Here is a 15108-nt window from a genome sequence, read left to right as displayed (position 1 = left end):
TGAAATGGAGATGGCGGGGACCGGCAACCTACGGAGAACCGCAGGATATGACAAAAAACGCCTGACTGGATATAATCCAGCCAGACGCTATCTGGTGTGTTTTGCTGTTTCTCTACATGGTATAGTTCATCTTCTTGTGCATAGGTCCCCGTTGCCGGGGACAGGCTTTTTTTGGCAGGTAAATTCCTGCCGGATTATGTCGAAGCTGTTCTCGCTTCACGGCGGCTCCCTCCTAAAGCCGCCGCTACATTCAGCACAGGGTCGTCATCCTCATAAGGGCATGGAGAACGGCGGCCTTGATGTTACTCAAAACCGCCGCAGTACCCCGAAAATCCATTATGGGCGCACAAAACTACCTGCCCTGCAACGGTTTTTTTCTTTTCCCCGTTGGTCGGGGCAGGATCGCTTGGCTTATTCGGTTTATTCTTGCTCTTGTGCGGCTGCCTCTTTCAGCCGGTCAAAGCTCTCATCGCTGATGATGTGTTCAATCCGGCAGGCGTCGGCCTCCGCAGTCTTGGGGTCAACGCCTGCGGCGATAAGCTGCTCGGTAAAGAAGCAGTGACGCTCATAGATTTTTTCGGCAACCTCGCGGCCTATATCGGTTAGATGGAGAAAGTGATCTTCGTCCATTGTGAGAAAGCCGCCGTCCCGCAAGGTAGCCACCGCATGACACACGCTGGGCTTTGACACCTCCATGTGCCGGGCCACATCTACGGAGCGTACCATACCGCGTTTCTTTTGGAGAACAAGGATGGTTTCCAGGTAGTCCTCCCCGGACGCATGAAGTTTCATCTTTCATCTCCTTTTCCTTTGTGGCCCGAAGAATAATTCTAACTGCTGTTTATTTTGCAAATTCCAGCCGCCATGCCAACTCACTTCTCCATTTTCAATGAAAATGAAGTAATCACAGCATCTTTCTATCAATTCCGGGTCATGCGTAATAATGAACAATGTTTTTCCCGCTTTTTGCAATTTTCCAAGCACCTTTGCGACTTCCTCCATGTGGCGAAAGTCTAATCCGCTGGTCGGTTCATCAAAAATCATGATTTCCCGGCCAGATGCCACAGCGCTGGCTACTGCCACTCGTTGTTGCTGACCACCAGACAAAGACATAGGATGCCGTTCAGTAAATGGCGTCAAATTTAGATCAGATAAAATTTTCTCTGCTATTGGCCGATTTTCTTCTTCGTCTCCATCCATACTCAAAAGAACTTCATCCAACACATCTTCTGTAAAAAGTTGATGGCTTGGATTTTGCATCACCATATAACATTGATTGAGACGTTTTTTTCGTAAGTAAGTTTTCCCCTTTATCGTAATTGCCCCGGATGCCTTTTTTTCCAAACCACATAAGCAACGGGCGAAAGTTGTTTTTCCTGCGCCATTATTGCCTATAACCCCCACAATGCTGCCTTGTGGAATTACAAGATGTTCAACTTTTAACACTAAGCTCTCAGCATACGCAAATCGGAAATCGGATAAAATGATTTCGTCTTTGTTCTTTGCTGTAAAAGTGTGATGATTGTGGAATGTCACCGGGTAAAGAGAACGAAGTCCCATACGCGATATTTCATCCGGGGGGATTTTTCGGAAATCGGCCATTGAGAAGTCATTCTCAATCTGTCCGTCTTTCATGTAAAGAACGCGGTCTGCCAAATCCATTAAATAACTTAGTCTGTGTTCAGCAATTAAAATAGTTTTGCCTTGATTTTTCCAAAGTGTAATAACTTCTGCAAGTTCACGAATAGATTTTATATCCAGATTGGAAGATGGTTCATCTAATACAAAAATCTCCGGCTCCATCATGGCTGCCGACGCACAAGCTATTTTTTGCTTTTCTCCTCCTGAAAGCGCAAAGATACTTCTGTCCATCAACGTTTCAATATGCAGCTCCGCCACTGTTCTTTTCATCCGGGCGATAATCTCATTTTCCGCTATCCCCAAGTTTTCACATCCGAAAGCCAATTCAGAATTTGTATCAACGGCAAAAAACTGACTCCGTGGATTTTGAAATACCGAGCCTGTCAGAGAAGCAATTTCGTACAACGGTTTTTCTACAATACTTTTCCCATCAATAAAAACACGCCCTTCAAGCCGTCCCTCATAATAGTTTGGTATAAGTCCGTTTAACAGCCTGGTCAATGTGGTTTTCCCACAGCCTGACTCACCGCAGAGCAGGACAACCTGGCCGTCCGGAATCGTAAAATTGATGTTATGAAGCTGTCCGGCATGATCGCCGTTTTCATAGGAAAAAGAAACATTTTGAAATTCAATCATGCCAACACCCCCAGCAGTCCAAATTTCCGTAAGATGGTCAGAATGAAAAGCACAACACAAAATGCAATGAGAACTATGTCTAATGCCTTAAACCCGATCTTGCAGATATTAGTACGGCGTACTGGCGCTCCAAGTCCGCGGGTTAAAGCCGCCGCAGACAATTCCTCACCAATTTTAATAGAGCAAATCATCATCGGGACAAACCGATATTCCAGCATTTTGACAGTTTTCTTCCCGCCAAACCGAATCCCCCGCATCCGCATAGCGTCACCAATCGCATGGTATTCCTCGCCCACTGTGGGGAAAAAGCGGAACATAACAGACAGAGGAATAATCAGCTTTTCCGTCAAATGAATACGTTGCATGGCGGCTACAAGCTCACTGACTGTTGTTGTACGAACGGTGTAATATCCCATTGCCAGTCCTGGCAACACACGGGAAATAAAGCCGCACAAAAAGAGCAAAACAAAATTTGTAGCCCCGGTAGTCACAGGCACAACAAACTGTTCCCCAAGATAGCAGGTCACATAAATGATCACGCAAACGAGAGCCGCTTTCTTTTTTCCAAAACAGAAAAGTAGCAGAATGGGGATAGCGGTCAGCATTGGCTTTGTAACCAACGCAAGACCGCCGCCCTCGCCGCCGAGAACCAAAAAGCAAATAGTAATCAACACGATTAGTTTTGTGCGCGGATCGAGAGTAACTCCCTTTGATTTTTTTGAGGCACTCAGCAATTCCCAGGACATTATGCTATTCCTGCTTTCTTGAAATGCTTTTTCAACAGGCTCTTTCCAATCAAACCACCCACAAGTCCGCTGATAAAGCAAACGATTAACAGCACAACCGCCATCCAATTTGGCAGGTAAGTTTGAATCGTATCGGCCCATGCCTGACCATAGCTTTCAACTGCGTGCTGAAAGTAAGCCTCTCTGGTTACAAATACCGCCATATAGTTGCCGATATACCAAAGGCTGAATACTCCATTTGTTACGATACTCATTTTTGCGCTGGAATATTTTCCAGCTTTCCATACAAGGTCAGCCAAAAGTCCGGCAATTACTCCTGTAATAAGGCTCCAATATCCCATACCAGTCAAAAGCATGACAAGGCCCATCAAAATGCCCATAATGGTAATCATGCCAAATTTTTTTGTTTTCGTCAGAAAGAGCATAAAGGGGATGCCTCCGACAATCGGGCAGATAATCGTCATTAGCGGATACATAATTGGAATCAGGCTTAAAAAAGCCAGCGCACAGGTAATGACAAGATAGATGGCTGAATAAATGCCAATTGTAACAAGGTCTTTTGCTCCAATCCGAGCCGTTTTCGTATTCATAGTAATCAATCCTCCTGACTTTTTGTGTTTATTGTCCATGTTTGACTATGCTGCTGCAATTCTACAAGATGGCGATATAATCCATCTTCCTCTATGAGTTTGGAAGGCGCACCTTGCTGAACAACTTTTCCCTGTTCCAGAACAACAACTTTATCTGCACCAGCAACAGTACGCATACGATGTGCAATAACAAGAACCGTCTTTCCTTTCGTTAGCCGGGTGATTGCGTTTTGCACAGAGGTTTCATTCTCCACATCAAGGGATGCTGTGGCCTCGTCGAGCAGAATAACAGGAGCATCCTTTAACAATGCCCTTGCAATGGAAATACGCTGACGTTCACCGCCGGACAGGGTAGAACCGTTTTCTCCAATCATTGTCTGATACCCTTGTGGGAAACGAGATACAAACTCGTCACAGCAGGCGGCCTTTGCAACCGCAATGACTTCTTCATCCGTGGCGTTTCTTCGGCCAATACGGATATTCTCCATAATTGTATCGCTGAACAAAACCACATCCTGAAAAACAATCGAGTAATTGGAAAGCAGCGTTTCCGGTTCAACTGTCCTGATATTGATGCCGCCAAGTCGGATTTCTCCACCCGTTGCATCCCAAAAGCGGGCTGCCAGCTTTACGGCGGTACTTTTACCACTTCCAGATGGGCCGACTAAGGCTGTTACTTCTCCTTGCTTTGCTGTAAAGCTCACGTTTTTCAGAACAGTTTCTCCGTCCTGATAGGAAAAGGAAACATGGTCAAAGGTAATGTCATATCCTTTATTCGCACAGCTATCTGTTCCAGACAGCTCCGGCTGGCTTTCCATTTCTTTCATACGCTTGATCTGCAGATTGGCGTTGAAGATTTCAGACAACTGCATCATAACGCCGCTTAGTGGTTCATATACCCTTGATGCTGCCAGCAAAAACAGTAAATAGGTAAAGAAATCTATACCACCACCGATCAACAAAGTAGTTCCCACTAAAATAACCAAAGGAAGACCGAGTCTCAAAAGCATTTGAGCAGAGGTCAGCAACGTGCCGGAAGTAAGCTCTACTTTGACAGACGCATTAACCACATCCTGTAATTTTGTTTCAAGTTCTGTCAAATACTTTTCTGTTTGATTACAGGTTTTAAGGTCTGCAATGTTGTCCAAAAACTCCTGAATACCATCGGCAGCAGCAAGCCTCGCCCCCATTCTTCTGGTTCCCATTCTGTCCTGTAACTTTTTGCTGCCCACGATCAGCAGTAATGCTACGGGTACAACACAGAACAAAGCCAATGCCATACGCCAGTCAAAAGCAAACAACCCGACCATAATAAGAATAATACTGATAATGGAACCAATCATCTTTGGTATGGCACCAGAAAAAGTCCGTTCCAACTCATTGCAGTCACTCATCATGGAAGTTGTCATTTCTGCAAGGTCATGTTCTCCAAAATAAGACAGCGGGAGTTTGCGGAGTTTTTCTGCCAAAGTAATACGCCGTGTCGCGCTCTCTTCATAAGCTGCAATATAGGTACAGCGATATTCAATAAAATTCGCAATGAAAATGACAACAACGCTGACTACTGCAAGAACGGTATAGAGCCAAATGTTAGGACTATCGGCCTTCTCGCCTAAAAGGGGCTTACAAATTTCTTGCAAAAGCATAAGACACAGTGCCATCGGCACAAACAGACTAAGACTTGAAAACGCGGAGGCAGCACCGCCCTTTTTTAAGTCTGCCGCTCCTTTATCGCTAAGAGCAAACAATCGTTTAAGCATGAGCCACAACCTCCTTTCCTAAATTCCATGTAACAGATTGTTGATACTCCTGCCACATATTTGCATAAATGCCATTCAAGGCCAGTAATTCTTCATGTGTTCCCATTTCTGAGATTTTTCCATCAGCCATAACAAGGATACAGTCTGCATTTTGAACCGTAGTTAGTCTATGGGCAATCATCAGAACCGTTTTACCGTTCATCAAATGCTCAAATGCCTTTTGTATCTGGTACTCGTTCTCGGCATCCGCAAAGGAAGTTGCCTCGTCTAAAATGATGATTGGTGCATTTTTCAAAACAGCCCTTGCCAAAGCAAGCCGCTGCACCTCGCCTCCAGAAAGATAGACTCCCTCTGTTCCGATAGTTGTATGAATACCTTGCGGAAATTTCTGAATTATCTCATCGCATTGTGCCTGATGAAGTGCTGACAGGACCTCCTCCTCTGTTGCGGTGGGACGGGCCATACGCACATTCTCTAAAATGCTGGTCTTAAACAACCGCGTCGTTTGAAGTACAAATGCAGTTCGTTCAGAAAGACATTTATCTGAAATATCCCGAACATCTACACCGCCTATTTTAATACTGCCTTCATCCACATCGAAAAAACGTGGAATAAGGCTGGCCGCCGTTGTTTTTCCAGAGCCGGATACTCCTACAAGCGCATAGGTCTTTCCAGACGGGAGTTCAAATGACAAATCATTTATCGCTGGTGTATGTGCCCCCGGATAAGTAAACGTGACATGGGAGAAAGTAACGTTATTCCCATCAGGCGCCATCGGCTGTTTTGCTTTGTCCAGCGGCTTTTCACCTAAAAGGGAATCAATTCTCTTGACGGCTTCTTCTGCCGCGATTTTATAAGAGGACACATACATGATCTTGTTAATCATTCCTGCACAGGCTGGCGTGAACAGAATATAAAACAGCCAGTCGATCACAAACCCCCGGTAATCTGCGGCCCCGGAAAGGAATAGCAGACCAAAGGGAATTAAAAGTAAAAATGACGCATTGATTAACGCGTAAAAAATACTCATAGGCCATTCACAGACAAGAGCAAAGGCTGTAATGTTTTCTTTGTAGTTCAGAATAGAACGGTAAAAACTTTTGAAAGAATAAATAGTCTGCTGAAATACTTTTACAACAGGGATGCCCCGCACATACTCGACAGCTTCGCGGTTCATTGTTTCCCCTGCATCCTGCACTTGTTTGATGTATTTTGGAGCGGTAGTTCCCATGACAGCGCCCTGCACGACAAACCCCAAAGCCAGAGGAATTAAACTAAGCAGACCCAGCCGCCAATCAAAAATAAATAAAAACGCCAAAATAGTAAAAGGCGTAATAAAAGCTCCCACTAAATCTGGTAACTGATGAGCGATAAATGCTTCTGTGGAGTCAGAGTTTTCATCAATCACTTTGCGGATCTTGCCGCTGCCCTGACTGCCAAAAAATCCAAGAGGCAATGTCGTCAGGTGCTGTAAAACGGTCATTTTCATGTTTTTTGCAACGCTAAAAGCCGCCAGATGAGAACAAAGCAGCGCAATGTAGTAGAGCAAAAAACCACCCGCAGCAAACGCCACAGCAAGCCACGCATATTGCATCAGAGCAGAAATAGAAACTTGACTGAGATCAGGAAGAGCGGTAAATATTTCTTTTGCTACAAACCAAAGCCAAATGAACGGGCAAAGCGAAAGAACCGTACTGATTGCAGATAACACGCAGGAAAAAAAAACTAAGTATTTCTTGGTTCCTGCAAATTGCATCAGGCGTGATATTCCACTTGCCTGCTTTTTTTGTGCCATAGATGGACACCCCTTTCCAAATGCGATTTGCATTTTTTCTTTATTTGTGTTATTCTATCGGTTAGACATCACTAACACATCTCTACATTAGCGTCATTTTATACTTTGGTCAATATGGTTAACGGCCTTTGTGCTGACAGCCGAAAGGTTCGTGCCAGAAGCCGAAAAAGGGGGCATTACTTTTGGAAAATATCATAGAGCAGATATTTGAACCTCAATTCAGGCAAATATCTTTACGCCCTGTTTCTGGTAACAATCAGATCAAAGGCAGTGGCATCACTTATCGTCCCACGCCGGATGTGGGGGAGGGATATTATTGGGTGCAACCAATTCGTAATTTGTGTGCGGTTACAATCGCTGATTTGACTTTTAAGAAAGAAGTAGAATTAAATTACGAACACCCTTCTTTCCTTGCAGTAGGCAATTATGCGCCGCCATTAGTACCACATTTTCAAGGGAACACTGTGGCCTCTTATTCTGCCCGGTGTGTACGGACAGAAAATCATCTGGTCGGTTATATCAACAATGCCTCAAGGTTTCGTGCTGGAATATCCGAGGGCGGTACAATGCGTTGCGTATCTGTAACGATGCTGCCGGGATATTTCCGTTCCTTCCTCCCGAAATGTTTTTCTGTAGACCATCAGGAACTTGTCCACTCTGTTGAAGGATTGTCTGGTATGGTAACGATGCCGGAACTTGAATATCTGTTTGCTCAAATCTGCCGAATCAACCCATCAGCCCAAAGCGGCAGCCTTTATTTTGAGAGCAAGGTACTGGAATTACTTTCGTTGATACAGATACAGCAAGAACATCAAAAAGCATTTCCTGATACATCAGCATTGGATGAAGATACGATTGCCATGATACATCGTTTAGCAGCCTTTTTGCAAAATCATTGCGATCAGCACCTTACACTTGAAACGTTAGGAAAGATTTTTTATACCAATAAAAACAAACTCTCTTATCTCTTTCGTTTGGTTTATAGAGAAAGCATCCCTGATTATATTCAAAAAATGCGTTTAGAGAAGGCGCAAAAACAACTGGAACATCCAGGGATTAGTATTTATGAAATTGCCCATTCCATAGGGTTCAAAAATCAAGGAAGTTTTTCAGATTGGTTTAGAAAAGAAACAGGATTTTCGCCATCCGAATATCGCAACAAGACCAACGGGTGGGATTGACAAAATGAAAGACCGAAATACAAGCAAACACTTATGCTTGTGTTTCGGCCTTTTGCCTATGCTAAATATATATCAATTCATTTTCTATAATTTCCTCCGCCTGCGCTTTCAGCGTGTTCATTAACCCCACCCAGCGCATGGGGTCATGGGCTTTCAGTTCCTCGGTAACGCCCGCCGCCTCCATCATGCAATTTCTCTCCAATAACGAATTATAAAATGAAGCTAAAGCGCATATCGCATCATTCCCAGCACATCCTATGAACAATAGAATGTAATAGGGTGATGTGATATGCCGAATGTAAAAGATTGCCCTGGATTTGAAACCTTCGGTGCAGATGTTCAGCAGGCGCGTGAAGCTGTGAAAATGTCCCGCCGGGAGCTGGTCGAAAAGGTCGGCATTGACCCGCGCTATCTTGCAAATATTGAGCTGTGCGGCACAATACCCAGCGTGCCGGTTGTGATGCAGCTCATCCGCATTTGCAAGCTGCCCGCAGAACGCTACTTCAACCCGGAGCTGCTTCGGGAGGACAGTGAGCAGCGCCCTCAAGCCCCCATAAACAGCTCCATTCTGGAGCTGGCTGCGCGTTCTGATAGAACGCTTTTTCCATTTTAAAAAAATCGCATTTTTATCGCTTTTTTATCAGGTATGATTGAAGGCTCCTCTCGCAACCGTTCTTTTCATAGAATGGTTCGAGCCCCGGCTGAGCACCAAAATACAGCATAGTCGGCGTATGTTCTCTTGTCATTTGAAGAAGTCTGCTGCCGATCCCCTGTTTCCGGTAGGCTGGCAATACCAAAAGTTCCGTGATCGTGCCGAAAAAGCATCCGTCTGTAAGGATACGCAGGCAGCCGACCAATGTCTCACCATCTCTGGCGGTTATGTTAATTGTCCTTTTGAGCGCTGCTTCTGTCTTTTCTTCATCGTAATCACCCGGCCATACCTGATTGGCAAAGCGGATGAATTCATTTGCGTTTAAAATGTTATCATCTGCAAAATAACGGATCATATTCTATCATCTCCTTGTTTTGTATCGATTTCATGATATGGGCTCAGAGAGCAACCTGCAATTACTGCTTTTCAAAGATGTTAAAATACGTTGCTTGTTATCAACGCACAACTTCATTTATAATAAAGCTACCACCAACAAAGGAGGATGTCCCTAATGCTCAGCGAAAATATCAAATCGATACGAAAATCAAAAGGACTTTCACAACAGGAACTTGCTGTCAAACTGAATGTTGTGCGACAAACAGTTTCAAAAGGGGAACAGGGACGCTCCGTTCCTGATTCTGATATGTTGATCTCCTTATCAGAGGTACTTGATACACCGGTGCATATCCTTCTCGGTGAAAAGGTATCCGAATCGCAGGCTGAAGACTTGAAGGCGATCTCCGAAAAGCTTGAAGTAATAAATTTGCAGCTTGCGCATAGAAAAGTTACAAGGAAAAAGATCCTTCGCTGGATTTTCATTTCACTGTGCCTAATTATCATAACGATTTTCGTAATCCTGTTGGCGTTGGAAAGCCCTTACTTGAAGTGGGATTACAATGATCCCGAAGCCGCCGTTCTTGGGGTAACCTTTCACTCACTGGAATGGCTGTTTACTCGAACAGCACCGATTCTCTTTATTGTTTCAGCCATTGGAATATTCCTGACACGGGAAAAATAGTTTCAAAGGCGAAGTGCAAATATGAGGAATTCACGAATCCTTTTCGACTTATCTTCTTCTGTCAAATCGTCTGACAGCAGGATACCAAGCTGCCCATATACGCAAAACACCGCAGCGGTCTGAATATCATCAAACTGAATTTCGCCTTTTTGTCGAGCGCATAGCAACAATTCCTCTACAAGCGGCACCAGCTTCTCGCACACTTTGAGAGAAAGCTGATCATGAAATTTCTTATTTTCTTCCCCGTGAAAAACAGAATAGTATTTCTTGTCACGTTCTTCCACAGTGGCAGGCATGCCTTCAATAACCTGTCGTAAAGTCTTGTATTTGTTCTTTTCAATGCCTGCAAACTGCTCCAGCAAGACATCCGCATATTGTTCAATCGCGCTGTCAAACAGCGCTTCTTTAGATGGGAAGTAGCGATAACATAAACCCTGTGCAATACCGATTGCTTTCGCTATATCAGAAATCGAAGTTTTTTCATACCCATTTTCTCCGAACAATTTAAGCGCAGTATCCAAAATTTCCTGCTTGCGCACTTCCGGCTCCTTTGTAACACGCATAGTCTGGCTCTCCTTTCTTTCTATGATCACACTCCCACTCTAATGAATGCTAATCATTTTTCGCCCATAGCAATACATGCCGTATTACCAACCTGTTCCCATAATACATTATGAAAATATACGGAAAGCATAGAAACGAGTTCCGCTTCAGAATAGATCTTTACATCCCCTTCTTTGCTATGACGCATATAAAAATTCATTATCGCGCGCCCTACAAAGGGCTGCCAGCAATCTCCCATCAGGAAAGTTCCTCCCGGCTTCAATACCCGGTGTACTTCCCTTAAGACATTTTGCGGTGCAGGGTAATGATGAAACGAGTCGTTGCAGTACACAACATCAAAAGAGTTGTCCGGGAATGGGAGCGACTCGCTGTCTCCCAAGAGCAGCTCGACTTGTTCCGGGAGTTTCGACTTCGCAACAGCCAGCATTTCTTCGGACAAATCAATGCCGCATAGATCTTTGTGATTATCCTTTTGCAGAATGAGCTTCAGCATTTCACCCGTCCCACACCCTAAATCCAAAGCTGACTGAAAAGGAATGTGGAATAGTTTTTCCAGCAGGATGGGATAAAGGGAGCGGGCGTGCCGGCCCTTAATATCTTTATCATAGGTGGCAGCCTGTTGATTAAAAGATGCTTTTGAGTTTTCCTTTGTGGTGTTCATGGCTTGACCTCCTTTCCATCTATTAGTATAGCGTTCTTTTTTGAAATGTCAATGAATAATGTTCATTCATTTTATATTGACACTGTATTATCTTAAATAGACAAACACAAGGACAGCATTACATGAATACTGCCCTTACCCTTAGTATTGTGCCAAAACTGTGTCTGCCATATAAACAAAATACCGGATATTTTAAACCACATGATAATATGAATACCCGGTATTTGTTATAAAACACAGACTTACAAACCGCAATCACAAAAGTTCGTCGATATTTCCCGTCTGTATCGCACATATATTCTTCTGTATTTTCTCCTCCGGCCAATCCCACCATTTAAGGTTTAACAGCTCAGAAATTCTTTCATCTGAAAATCGCTTTCTTATCTCCTTTACCGGTACACCACCCACAATCGTATACGGCGGAACATCTTTCGTAACGACTGCACGAGCGCCCACGATTGCTCCATCTCCGATCGTGACTCCCGACATTATAACAGCTTCAAATCCGATCCAGACATCATTACCGATTACAATATCCCCTTTATTGTCCCATGCGTCGGTTATCTGATTCACGCTCAGATCCCATTCTTCAAAGAAAATGGGAAAGGGATATGTAGACAGCGATCGCATAGTATGATTTGCACTGGTGAACAAAAACTTTGCTCCGCAGGCGATCGAACAGAATTTGCCTATTTTCAGACAATCCCCATTGATTGGATAATGATATAAAACATTGTTTTTTTCAAAATCCCGCGGGTCATGAACAAAGTCGTTATACATCGTATAATCCCCTACTTCGATTCCGGGATCGGTAATTACATTTTTTAAATATACAGTCTGATTATCTCCTTTGCGAGGGTATATGTTTCCCGATATAGTCATTTAAAAAGCCTCCCTATTTAGTCAAGTGTTTTTTCCTTGAAAATCAAGGATTTTTTAAGTTTCTATCTCAGATGAATGAGCCTCGATCATGAGCATTTCTCTGTATCTGGTACGAAAATAGGCGGTTTAGGGTATACGAAATAAAACGTCTCTGTTTTTCGTTTTACATGGCCTTGTGTATACCCTTCCATCTATGGCAGCGCACCTCCCGTGTCTACCAGGATCTCCCTGCATTCCTGCAGATGTCCTCACTTCCTTCGTTCCGCCTGCCCATAACCAGGGTGTCAGCTTAGCTCCTTCTCAGGGTCCTGCCCTATGGTGATTATACCTGCCGACTACTGGCTCATTCTTTGTAAACATAACATTTACTGACCGACTTCCCGTGACAGCACTGTCGCCAGTGGACGTTTTCCTCTCACGTTCTGTCTGCTTTTCACAGTTCCAGCCTTCCTTTTTCCTCCGTGGCTGAAGCCAACTGTCAGTCTGTTTAGCATACCGACAATTCGCTTCAACCACAGCAGGTTCTTTCTGAATGTCTGGATTTCTTATGCTGCCTTGATGTTCCTTCCAGGCCTTCGGATATCCTGTAACATCTTTTCCCCATTGTAATCTACTCCCTTTTTCAGGATCGTATAGAATACCCGGAGAACTTTGCATGCTACTGCAATTACCGACTGCATCTTTTTCAGAGGATTCCGGTCTCTTGTCTGATAATACTGATGGATCTCCCTGAATTCTGCATTCTTTCCAATCACCGAAATCGCTGCTTCATACAGCACATACCTCAGCCGCTTTCTTCCCCGGTAGCTGATATGGCTTTCTCCCGCATGTTTTCCGGAATCGTTCTTCACAATTGCGTATCCTGCAAGCTTCTGCACCTGTTTTGGGTTATCAAACCTGCTCAGTTCTCCAACTTCTGCAAGAAAGCCGCATACTGTTTTTAATCCGATCCCATGAATCGCCAGGAGTTTCTCCACATATGGAACCTCTTTGATCTTCTCTTCCATTCTTCCCATCAACTCTGCCATACGCCCCTTGTATTTCTCATAGTCTTCCAACAGGCTTTCGATCTCCAGCGCTGCTGCTTCCGGGGCTTCCTGGCTCCCTATGCTGTGCTCAGCTGCCGATAGCAGGGTCTTTGCCCTCTTCATCCCGGCGCCTCTCAGCTTTGCATTCCGCCAGATCTGATTGATCCCTTCCGCTCCCAGTTCTCTGATTTTTGCCGGAAGCGGTGCCTCCTTAAGTACCATCAGCCCGCTTACTGCATCCATTTTCCCATAAACGTCTTTATATTCAGGAAAGTAAATGCTGATCCACCGTGCGATCCGGTTTCGGATGCGTGTGATTTCTTCCTGGGTTTGAAACCGCAGGTTTGACAGGCTCCGGATCTCCGCATAAATCCCTGTGGGGATATACGGGTAAGAGAATCGTCCTTCATTTACCAGGGCGGCAATCGTTTTCGGATCTTTCCGGTCATTCTTGTTTGGATTGTTGTCATCCATCTCCTTCGATTTCTTTACATGATGTGGATTTACATGAACCGGTCTCATTCCACTGTCCTGCAGGAACTTTCCAAGGTTGAACCAGTAATGTCCTGTCGGCTCCATCCCCGGAATCACAGCAGTCTTCCCATGTTTTTCTTTTAAATCCTCAACCCATGCTTTGAATGTCAGGAATCCGACTTCATCATTGCTGAATGCCAGCGGAGTTTTTGAATACTCATAATTACGCCAGTCGAATGCTCTTGCATAATGAGTCTCGCTTCCGACATCAATCCCAAGAACTAAAGTTTTTTCCGTAATAGATGCAATTTTTGCGTTTTGTGTGTTATACTTCATTTCAGATACCTCACTGTTTTTTAAGATTTTACTAACCGCTCAAAGTCAGCAAATCTTATTTTACTCTGAGGTATCTTTTTTTCTCAACCACCTTTCATGAAATTCCCTATATTTGAATTATACAGGAAGCTCCTTAAACAAATCCTTACATTAAAAAGCTTTACTTAAATTCCCTTCCTTACCAGTTAAACATCGCATTATAGACAAAATGTAAAATAAGAATAAGTACAACTCCTGCTGCGGCTCCCGCAATGATCAGATACCATTTTATAAAGCTCTTTGCTGTATTCATATCATTATATATGGAATCAATTTTATCACTGTTGATGTTTTTCTCTCTGACCTCCTGAACATCGATATCTTTTACTAGCTCATCAAGTGTAAGGCCAAAATAATCACTCAATAGCACAAGTCTTTGAAAATCCGGATAGGACTGTCCGGATTCCCATTTGGAAATAGTCTGTCTTGATACCTTCAGATCCGCTCCCAGCTCCTCCTGCGACAAGCCTTTTGATTTTCTTAAATTAATCAGCTTTTCATTAAAATTCATAGTTGGTCTCCTTTGCTCTGTTTTTTATAAAAGCAAGCATTACATGTACCCCATCTTTTATCAACCAACTGTCATTGGCAATTTGTCAACTATGTATAACATTTGCAGATCTGCTGCAAAATATTGCCGAATGTTATTCAAAATACCCCTTCAAATGATCAGCCGCATCTTTGCTCACTTCGAATGTCATGTCCATATCCAGCCCGACGATCTCCGCAGTAATATAAGGCTCTTCATATAATGTGATCGTGGCTACATCGTAAAGTGTCCCGTCGGTATCGGTCTGACCCAGCTTTATTGTTTTTTCCTGCGACAGCCCGAACGTTCCGACTTCCACCGCTCCCTCCGGCAAATCCGCCAATTTCCAGCTTTCTACATCCATGCCCGAAACGAATGCTTCAATGTCCTCACCGGAAGATATGATTTTGGTAACTTCCGATGTGCCGGCGGGAATCACTGCAATCTCCTGCGCCTTTGAAAAATCATCTCCGTAATCCGCTCCCGCATCTTCGTTTACCTGACAGCCGCACAGAAGCGCTATCATCATTACCGCTGCTAAGATCCATACTTTTTTCATAACATCCTCTCTTTCCC

Annotated in this window: 17 protein-coding genes and 1 pseudogene; 3 read left to right on the top strand and 15 right to left on the bottom strand. The window is 44.0% G+C overall.

Translation table 11 applies throughout. The features are described from left to right. Nucleotides 1–420: 420 nt before the first annotated feature. The 6 genes from ACQY69_RS12765 to ACQY69_RS12740 are packed head-to-tail and all read right to left on the bottom strand — an operon-like array spanning nucleotide 421 to nucleotide 7168. Nucleotides 421–792, bottom strand: a complete 372-nt coding sequence (locus ACQY69_RS12765; protein ID WP_428260887.1) for a metal-dependent transcriptional regulator — start codon at nucleotides 790–792, stop codon at nucleotides 421–423. 3 nt (nucleotides 793–795) lie between these two features. Continuing rightward, nucleotides 796–2277, bottom strand: a complete 1482-nt coding sequence (locus ACQY69_RS12760; RefSeq protein WP_428260886.1) for an ABC transporter ATP-binding protein — start codon at nucleotides 2275–2277, stop codon at nucleotides 796–798. Next, on the bottom strand, nucleotides 2274–3023 hold the full coding sequence (locus ACQY69_RS12755; RefSeq protein ID WP_204682490.1) for an energy-coupling factor transporter transmembrane component T: 750 nt from the start codon (nucleotides 3021–3023) through the stop codon (nucleotides 2274–2276). Before ACQY69_RS12755 ends, ACQY69_RS12760 begins: the two co-directional genes overlap by 4 nt. Next, nucleotides 3023–3613: an MptD family putative ECF transporter S component gene (locus ACQY69_RS12750; protein WP_428260885.1), complete on the bottom strand. Its 591-nt coding sequence runs from the start codon at nucleotides 3611–3613 to the stop codon at nucleotides 3023–3025. Before ACQY69_RS12750 ends, ACQY69_RS12755 begins: the two co-directional genes overlap by 1 nt. Nucleotides 3614–3618: 5 nt before the next feature. Continuing rightward, on the bottom strand, nucleotides 3619–5373 hold the full coding sequence (locus ACQY69_RS12745) for an ABC transporter ATP-binding protein (protein ID WP_428260884.1): 1755 nt from the start codon (nucleotides 5371–5373) through the stop codon (nucleotides 3619–3621). Further along, nucleotides 5366–7168: an ABC transporter ATP-binding protein gene (locus tag ACQY69_RS12740; protein WP_428260882.1), complete on the bottom strand. Its 1803-nt coding sequence runs from the start codon at nucleotides 7166–7168 to the stop codon at nucleotides 5366–5368. The genes ACQY69_RS12745 and ACQY69_RS12740 overlap by 8 nt, the downstream gene beginning before the upstream one ends. Nucleotides 7169–7350: 182 nt before the next feature. Here ACQY69_RS12740 and ACQY69_RS12735 point away from each other — a divergent pair, with 182 nt between their 5' ends. Further along, nucleotides 7351–8349, top strand: coding sequence for a helix-turn-helix domain-containing protein (locus ACQY69_RS12735; protein WP_428260880.1), 999 nt, complete (start codon nucleotides 7351–7353; stop codon nucleotides 8347–8349). A 61-nt stretch (nucleotides 8350–8410) separates the two neighbouring features. Here the strand turns inward: ACQY69_RS12735 and ACQY69_RS12730 are convergent. Then, a pseudogene (locus ACQY69_RS12730) lies at nucleotides 8411–8536 on the bottom strand (TnpV protein); the annotation flags it as partial. Between the two features lie 102 nt (nucleotides 8537–8638). Here ACQY69_RS12730 and ACQY69_RS12725 point away from each other — a divergent pair. Continuing rightward, a complete protein-coding gene (locus tag ACQY69_RS12725) occupies nucleotides 8639–8962 on the top strand; it encodes a helix-turn-helix domain-containing protein (RefSeq protein WP_428260879.1) in 324 nt (107 codons plus the stop codon). 13 nt (nucleotides 8963–8975) lie between these two features. Here the strand turns inward: ACQY69_RS12725 and ACQY69_RS12720 are convergent, their stop codons facing one another. Continuing rightward, nucleotides 8976–9356, bottom strand: a complete 381-nt coding sequence (locus ACQY69_RS12720) for a GNAT family N-acetyltransferase (RefSeq protein ID WP_428260878.1) — start codon at nucleotides 9354–9356, stop codon at nucleotides 8976–8978. Nucleotides 9357–9512: 156 nt separating this feature from the next. Between ACQY69_RS12720 and ACQY69_RS12715 the strand changes: the two genes are divergently transcribed. Further along, nucleotides 9513–10019, top strand: coding sequence for a helix-turn-helix domain-containing protein (locus ACQY69_RS12715; RefSeq protein ID WP_428260876.1), 507 nt, complete (start codon nucleotides 9513–9515; stop codon nucleotides 10017–10019). Nucleotides 10020–10021: 2 nt separating this feature from the next. On the opposite strand, the gene ACQY69_RS12710 is transcribed toward ACQY69_RS12715, so the two are convergent. From ACQY69_RS12710 to ACQY69_RS12680, 7 genes are all read right to left on the bottom strand, one after another. Beyond that, a complete protein-coding gene (locus tag ACQY69_RS12710; protein WP_428260874.1) occupies nucleotides 10022–10582 on the bottom strand; it encodes a TetR/AcrR family transcriptional regulator in 561 nt (186 codons plus the stop codon). 53 nt (nucleotides 10583–10635) lie between these two features. After that, entirely contained in the window at nucleotides 10636–11244 is a 609-nt protein-coding gene (locus ACQY69_RS12705; protein ID WP_428260873.1) for a class I SAM-dependent methyltransferase, read from the bottom strand. Between the two features lie 255 nt (nucleotides 11245–11499). Further along, a complete protein-coding gene (locus ACQY69_RS12700) occupies nucleotides 11500–12126 on the bottom strand; it encodes a CatB-related O-acetyltransferase (RefSeq protein ID WP_428260872.1) in 627 nt (208 codons plus the stop codon). 365 nt (nucleotides 12127–12491) lie between these two features. Beyond that, a complete protein-coding gene (locus ACQY69_RS12695) occupies nucleotides 12492–12620 on the bottom strand; it encodes a hypothetical protein (protein WP_428260871.1) in 129 nt (42 codons plus the stop codon). 51 nt (nucleotides 12621–12671) lie between these two features. Beyond that, entirely contained in the window at nucleotides 12672–13964 is a 1293-nt protein-coding gene (locus ACQY69_RS12690) for an IS110 family transposase (RefSeq protein WP_428260870.1), read from the bottom strand. Nucleotides 13965–14142: 178 nt separating this feature from the next. Continuing rightward, on the bottom strand, nucleotides 14143–14514 hold the full coding sequence (locus ACQY69_RS12685) for a helix-turn-helix domain-containing protein (protein ID WP_428260868.1): 372 nt from the start codon (nucleotides 14512–14514) through the stop codon (nucleotides 14143–14145). Nucleotides 14515–14647: 133 nt separating this feature from the next. Further along, nucleotides 14648–15091 carry a hypothetical protein gene (locus tag ACQY69_RS12680; protein WP_428260867.1) on the bottom strand — a complete coding sequence of 148 codons (444 nt, stop codon included), beginning with the start codon at nucleotides 15089–15091 and terminating at the stop codon, nucleotides 14648–14650. Between the last annotated feature and the right edge of the window lie 17 nt (nucleotides 15092–15108).

The sequence above is a fragment of the Gallibacter sp. Marseille-QA0791 genome, assembly GCF_965119705.1.
In the GTDB taxonomy this organism is placed as follows: Bacteria; Bacillota; Clostridia; order Peptostreptococcales; family Anaerovoracaceae; genus Lentihominibacter; species Lentihominibacter excrementipullorum.
Note: the sequence above shows the minus strand (reverse complement) of the source record. Positions and strands in the feature narration are given on the sequence as shown.

Excerpts from the sequence above, each read along its gene's own strand:
- ACQY69_RS12765 (WP_428260887.1), bottom strand. The coding sequence starts at position 792 with ATGAAACTTCATGCGTCCGGGGAGGACTACCTGGAAACCATCCTTGTT.
- ACQY69_RS12760 (WP_428260886.1), bottom strand. The coding sequence starts at position 2,277 with ATGATTGAATTTCAAAATGTTTCTTTTTCCTATGAAAACGGCGATCAT.
- ACQY69_RS12755 (WP_204682490.1), bottom strand. The coding sequence starts at position 3,023 with ATGTCCTGGGAATTGCTGAGTGCCTCAAAAAAATCAAAGGGAGTTACT.
- ACQY69_RS12750 (WP_428260885.1), bottom strand. The coding sequence starts at position 3,613 with ATGAATACGAAAACGGCTCGGATTGGAGCAAAAGACCTTGTTACAATT.
- ACQY69_RS12745 (WP_428260884.1), bottom strand. The coding sequence starts at position 5,373 with ATGCTTAAACGATTGTTTGCTCTTAGCGATAAAGGAGCGGCAGACTTA.
- ACQY69_RS12740 (WP_428260882.1), bottom strand. The coding sequence starts at position 7,168 with ATGGCACAAAAAAAGCAGGCAAGTGGAATATCACGCCTGATGCAATTT.
- ACQY69_RS12725 (WP_428260879.1), top strand. The coding sequence starts at position 8,639 with ATGCCGAATGTAAAAGATTGCCCTGGATTTGAAACCTTCGGTGCAGAT.
- ACQY69_RS12720 (WP_428260878.1), bottom strand. The coding sequence starts at position 9,356 with ATGATCCGTTATTTTGCAGATGATAACATTTTAAACGCAAATGAATTC.
- ACQY69_RS12715 (WP_428260876.1), top strand. The coding sequence starts at position 9,513 with ATGCTCAGCGAAAATATCAAATCGATACGAAAATCAAAAGGACTTTCA.
- ACQY69_RS12710 (WP_428260874.1), bottom strand. The coding sequence starts at position 10,582 with ATGCGTGTTACAAAGGAGCCGGAAGTGCGCAAGCAGGAAATTTTGGAT.
- ACQY69_RS12705 (WP_428260873.1), bottom strand. The coding sequence starts at position 11,244 with ATGAACACCACAAAGGAAAACTCAAAAGCATCTTTTAATCAACAGGCT.
- ACQY69_RS12700 (WP_428260872.1), bottom strand. The coding sequence starts at position 12,126 with ATGACTATATCGGGAAACATATACCCTCGCAAAGGAGATAATCAGACT.
- ACQY69_RS12695 (WP_428260871.1), bottom strand. The coding sequence starts at position 12,620 with ATGCTAAACAGACTGACAGTTGGCTTCAGCCACGGAGGAAAAAGGAAG.
- ACQY69_RS12690 (WP_428260870.1), bottom strand. The coding sequence starts at position 13,964 with ATGAAGTATAACACACAAAACGCAAAAATTGCATCTATTACGGAAAAA.
- ACQY69_RS12685 (WP_428260868.1), bottom strand. The coding sequence starts at position 14,514 with ATGAATTTTAATGAAAAGCTGATTAATTTAAGAAAATCAAAAGGCTTG.
- ACQY69_RS12680 (WP_428260867.1), bottom strand. The coding sequence starts at position 15,091 with ATGAAAAAAGTATGGATCTTAGCAGCGGTAATGATGATAGCGCTTCTG.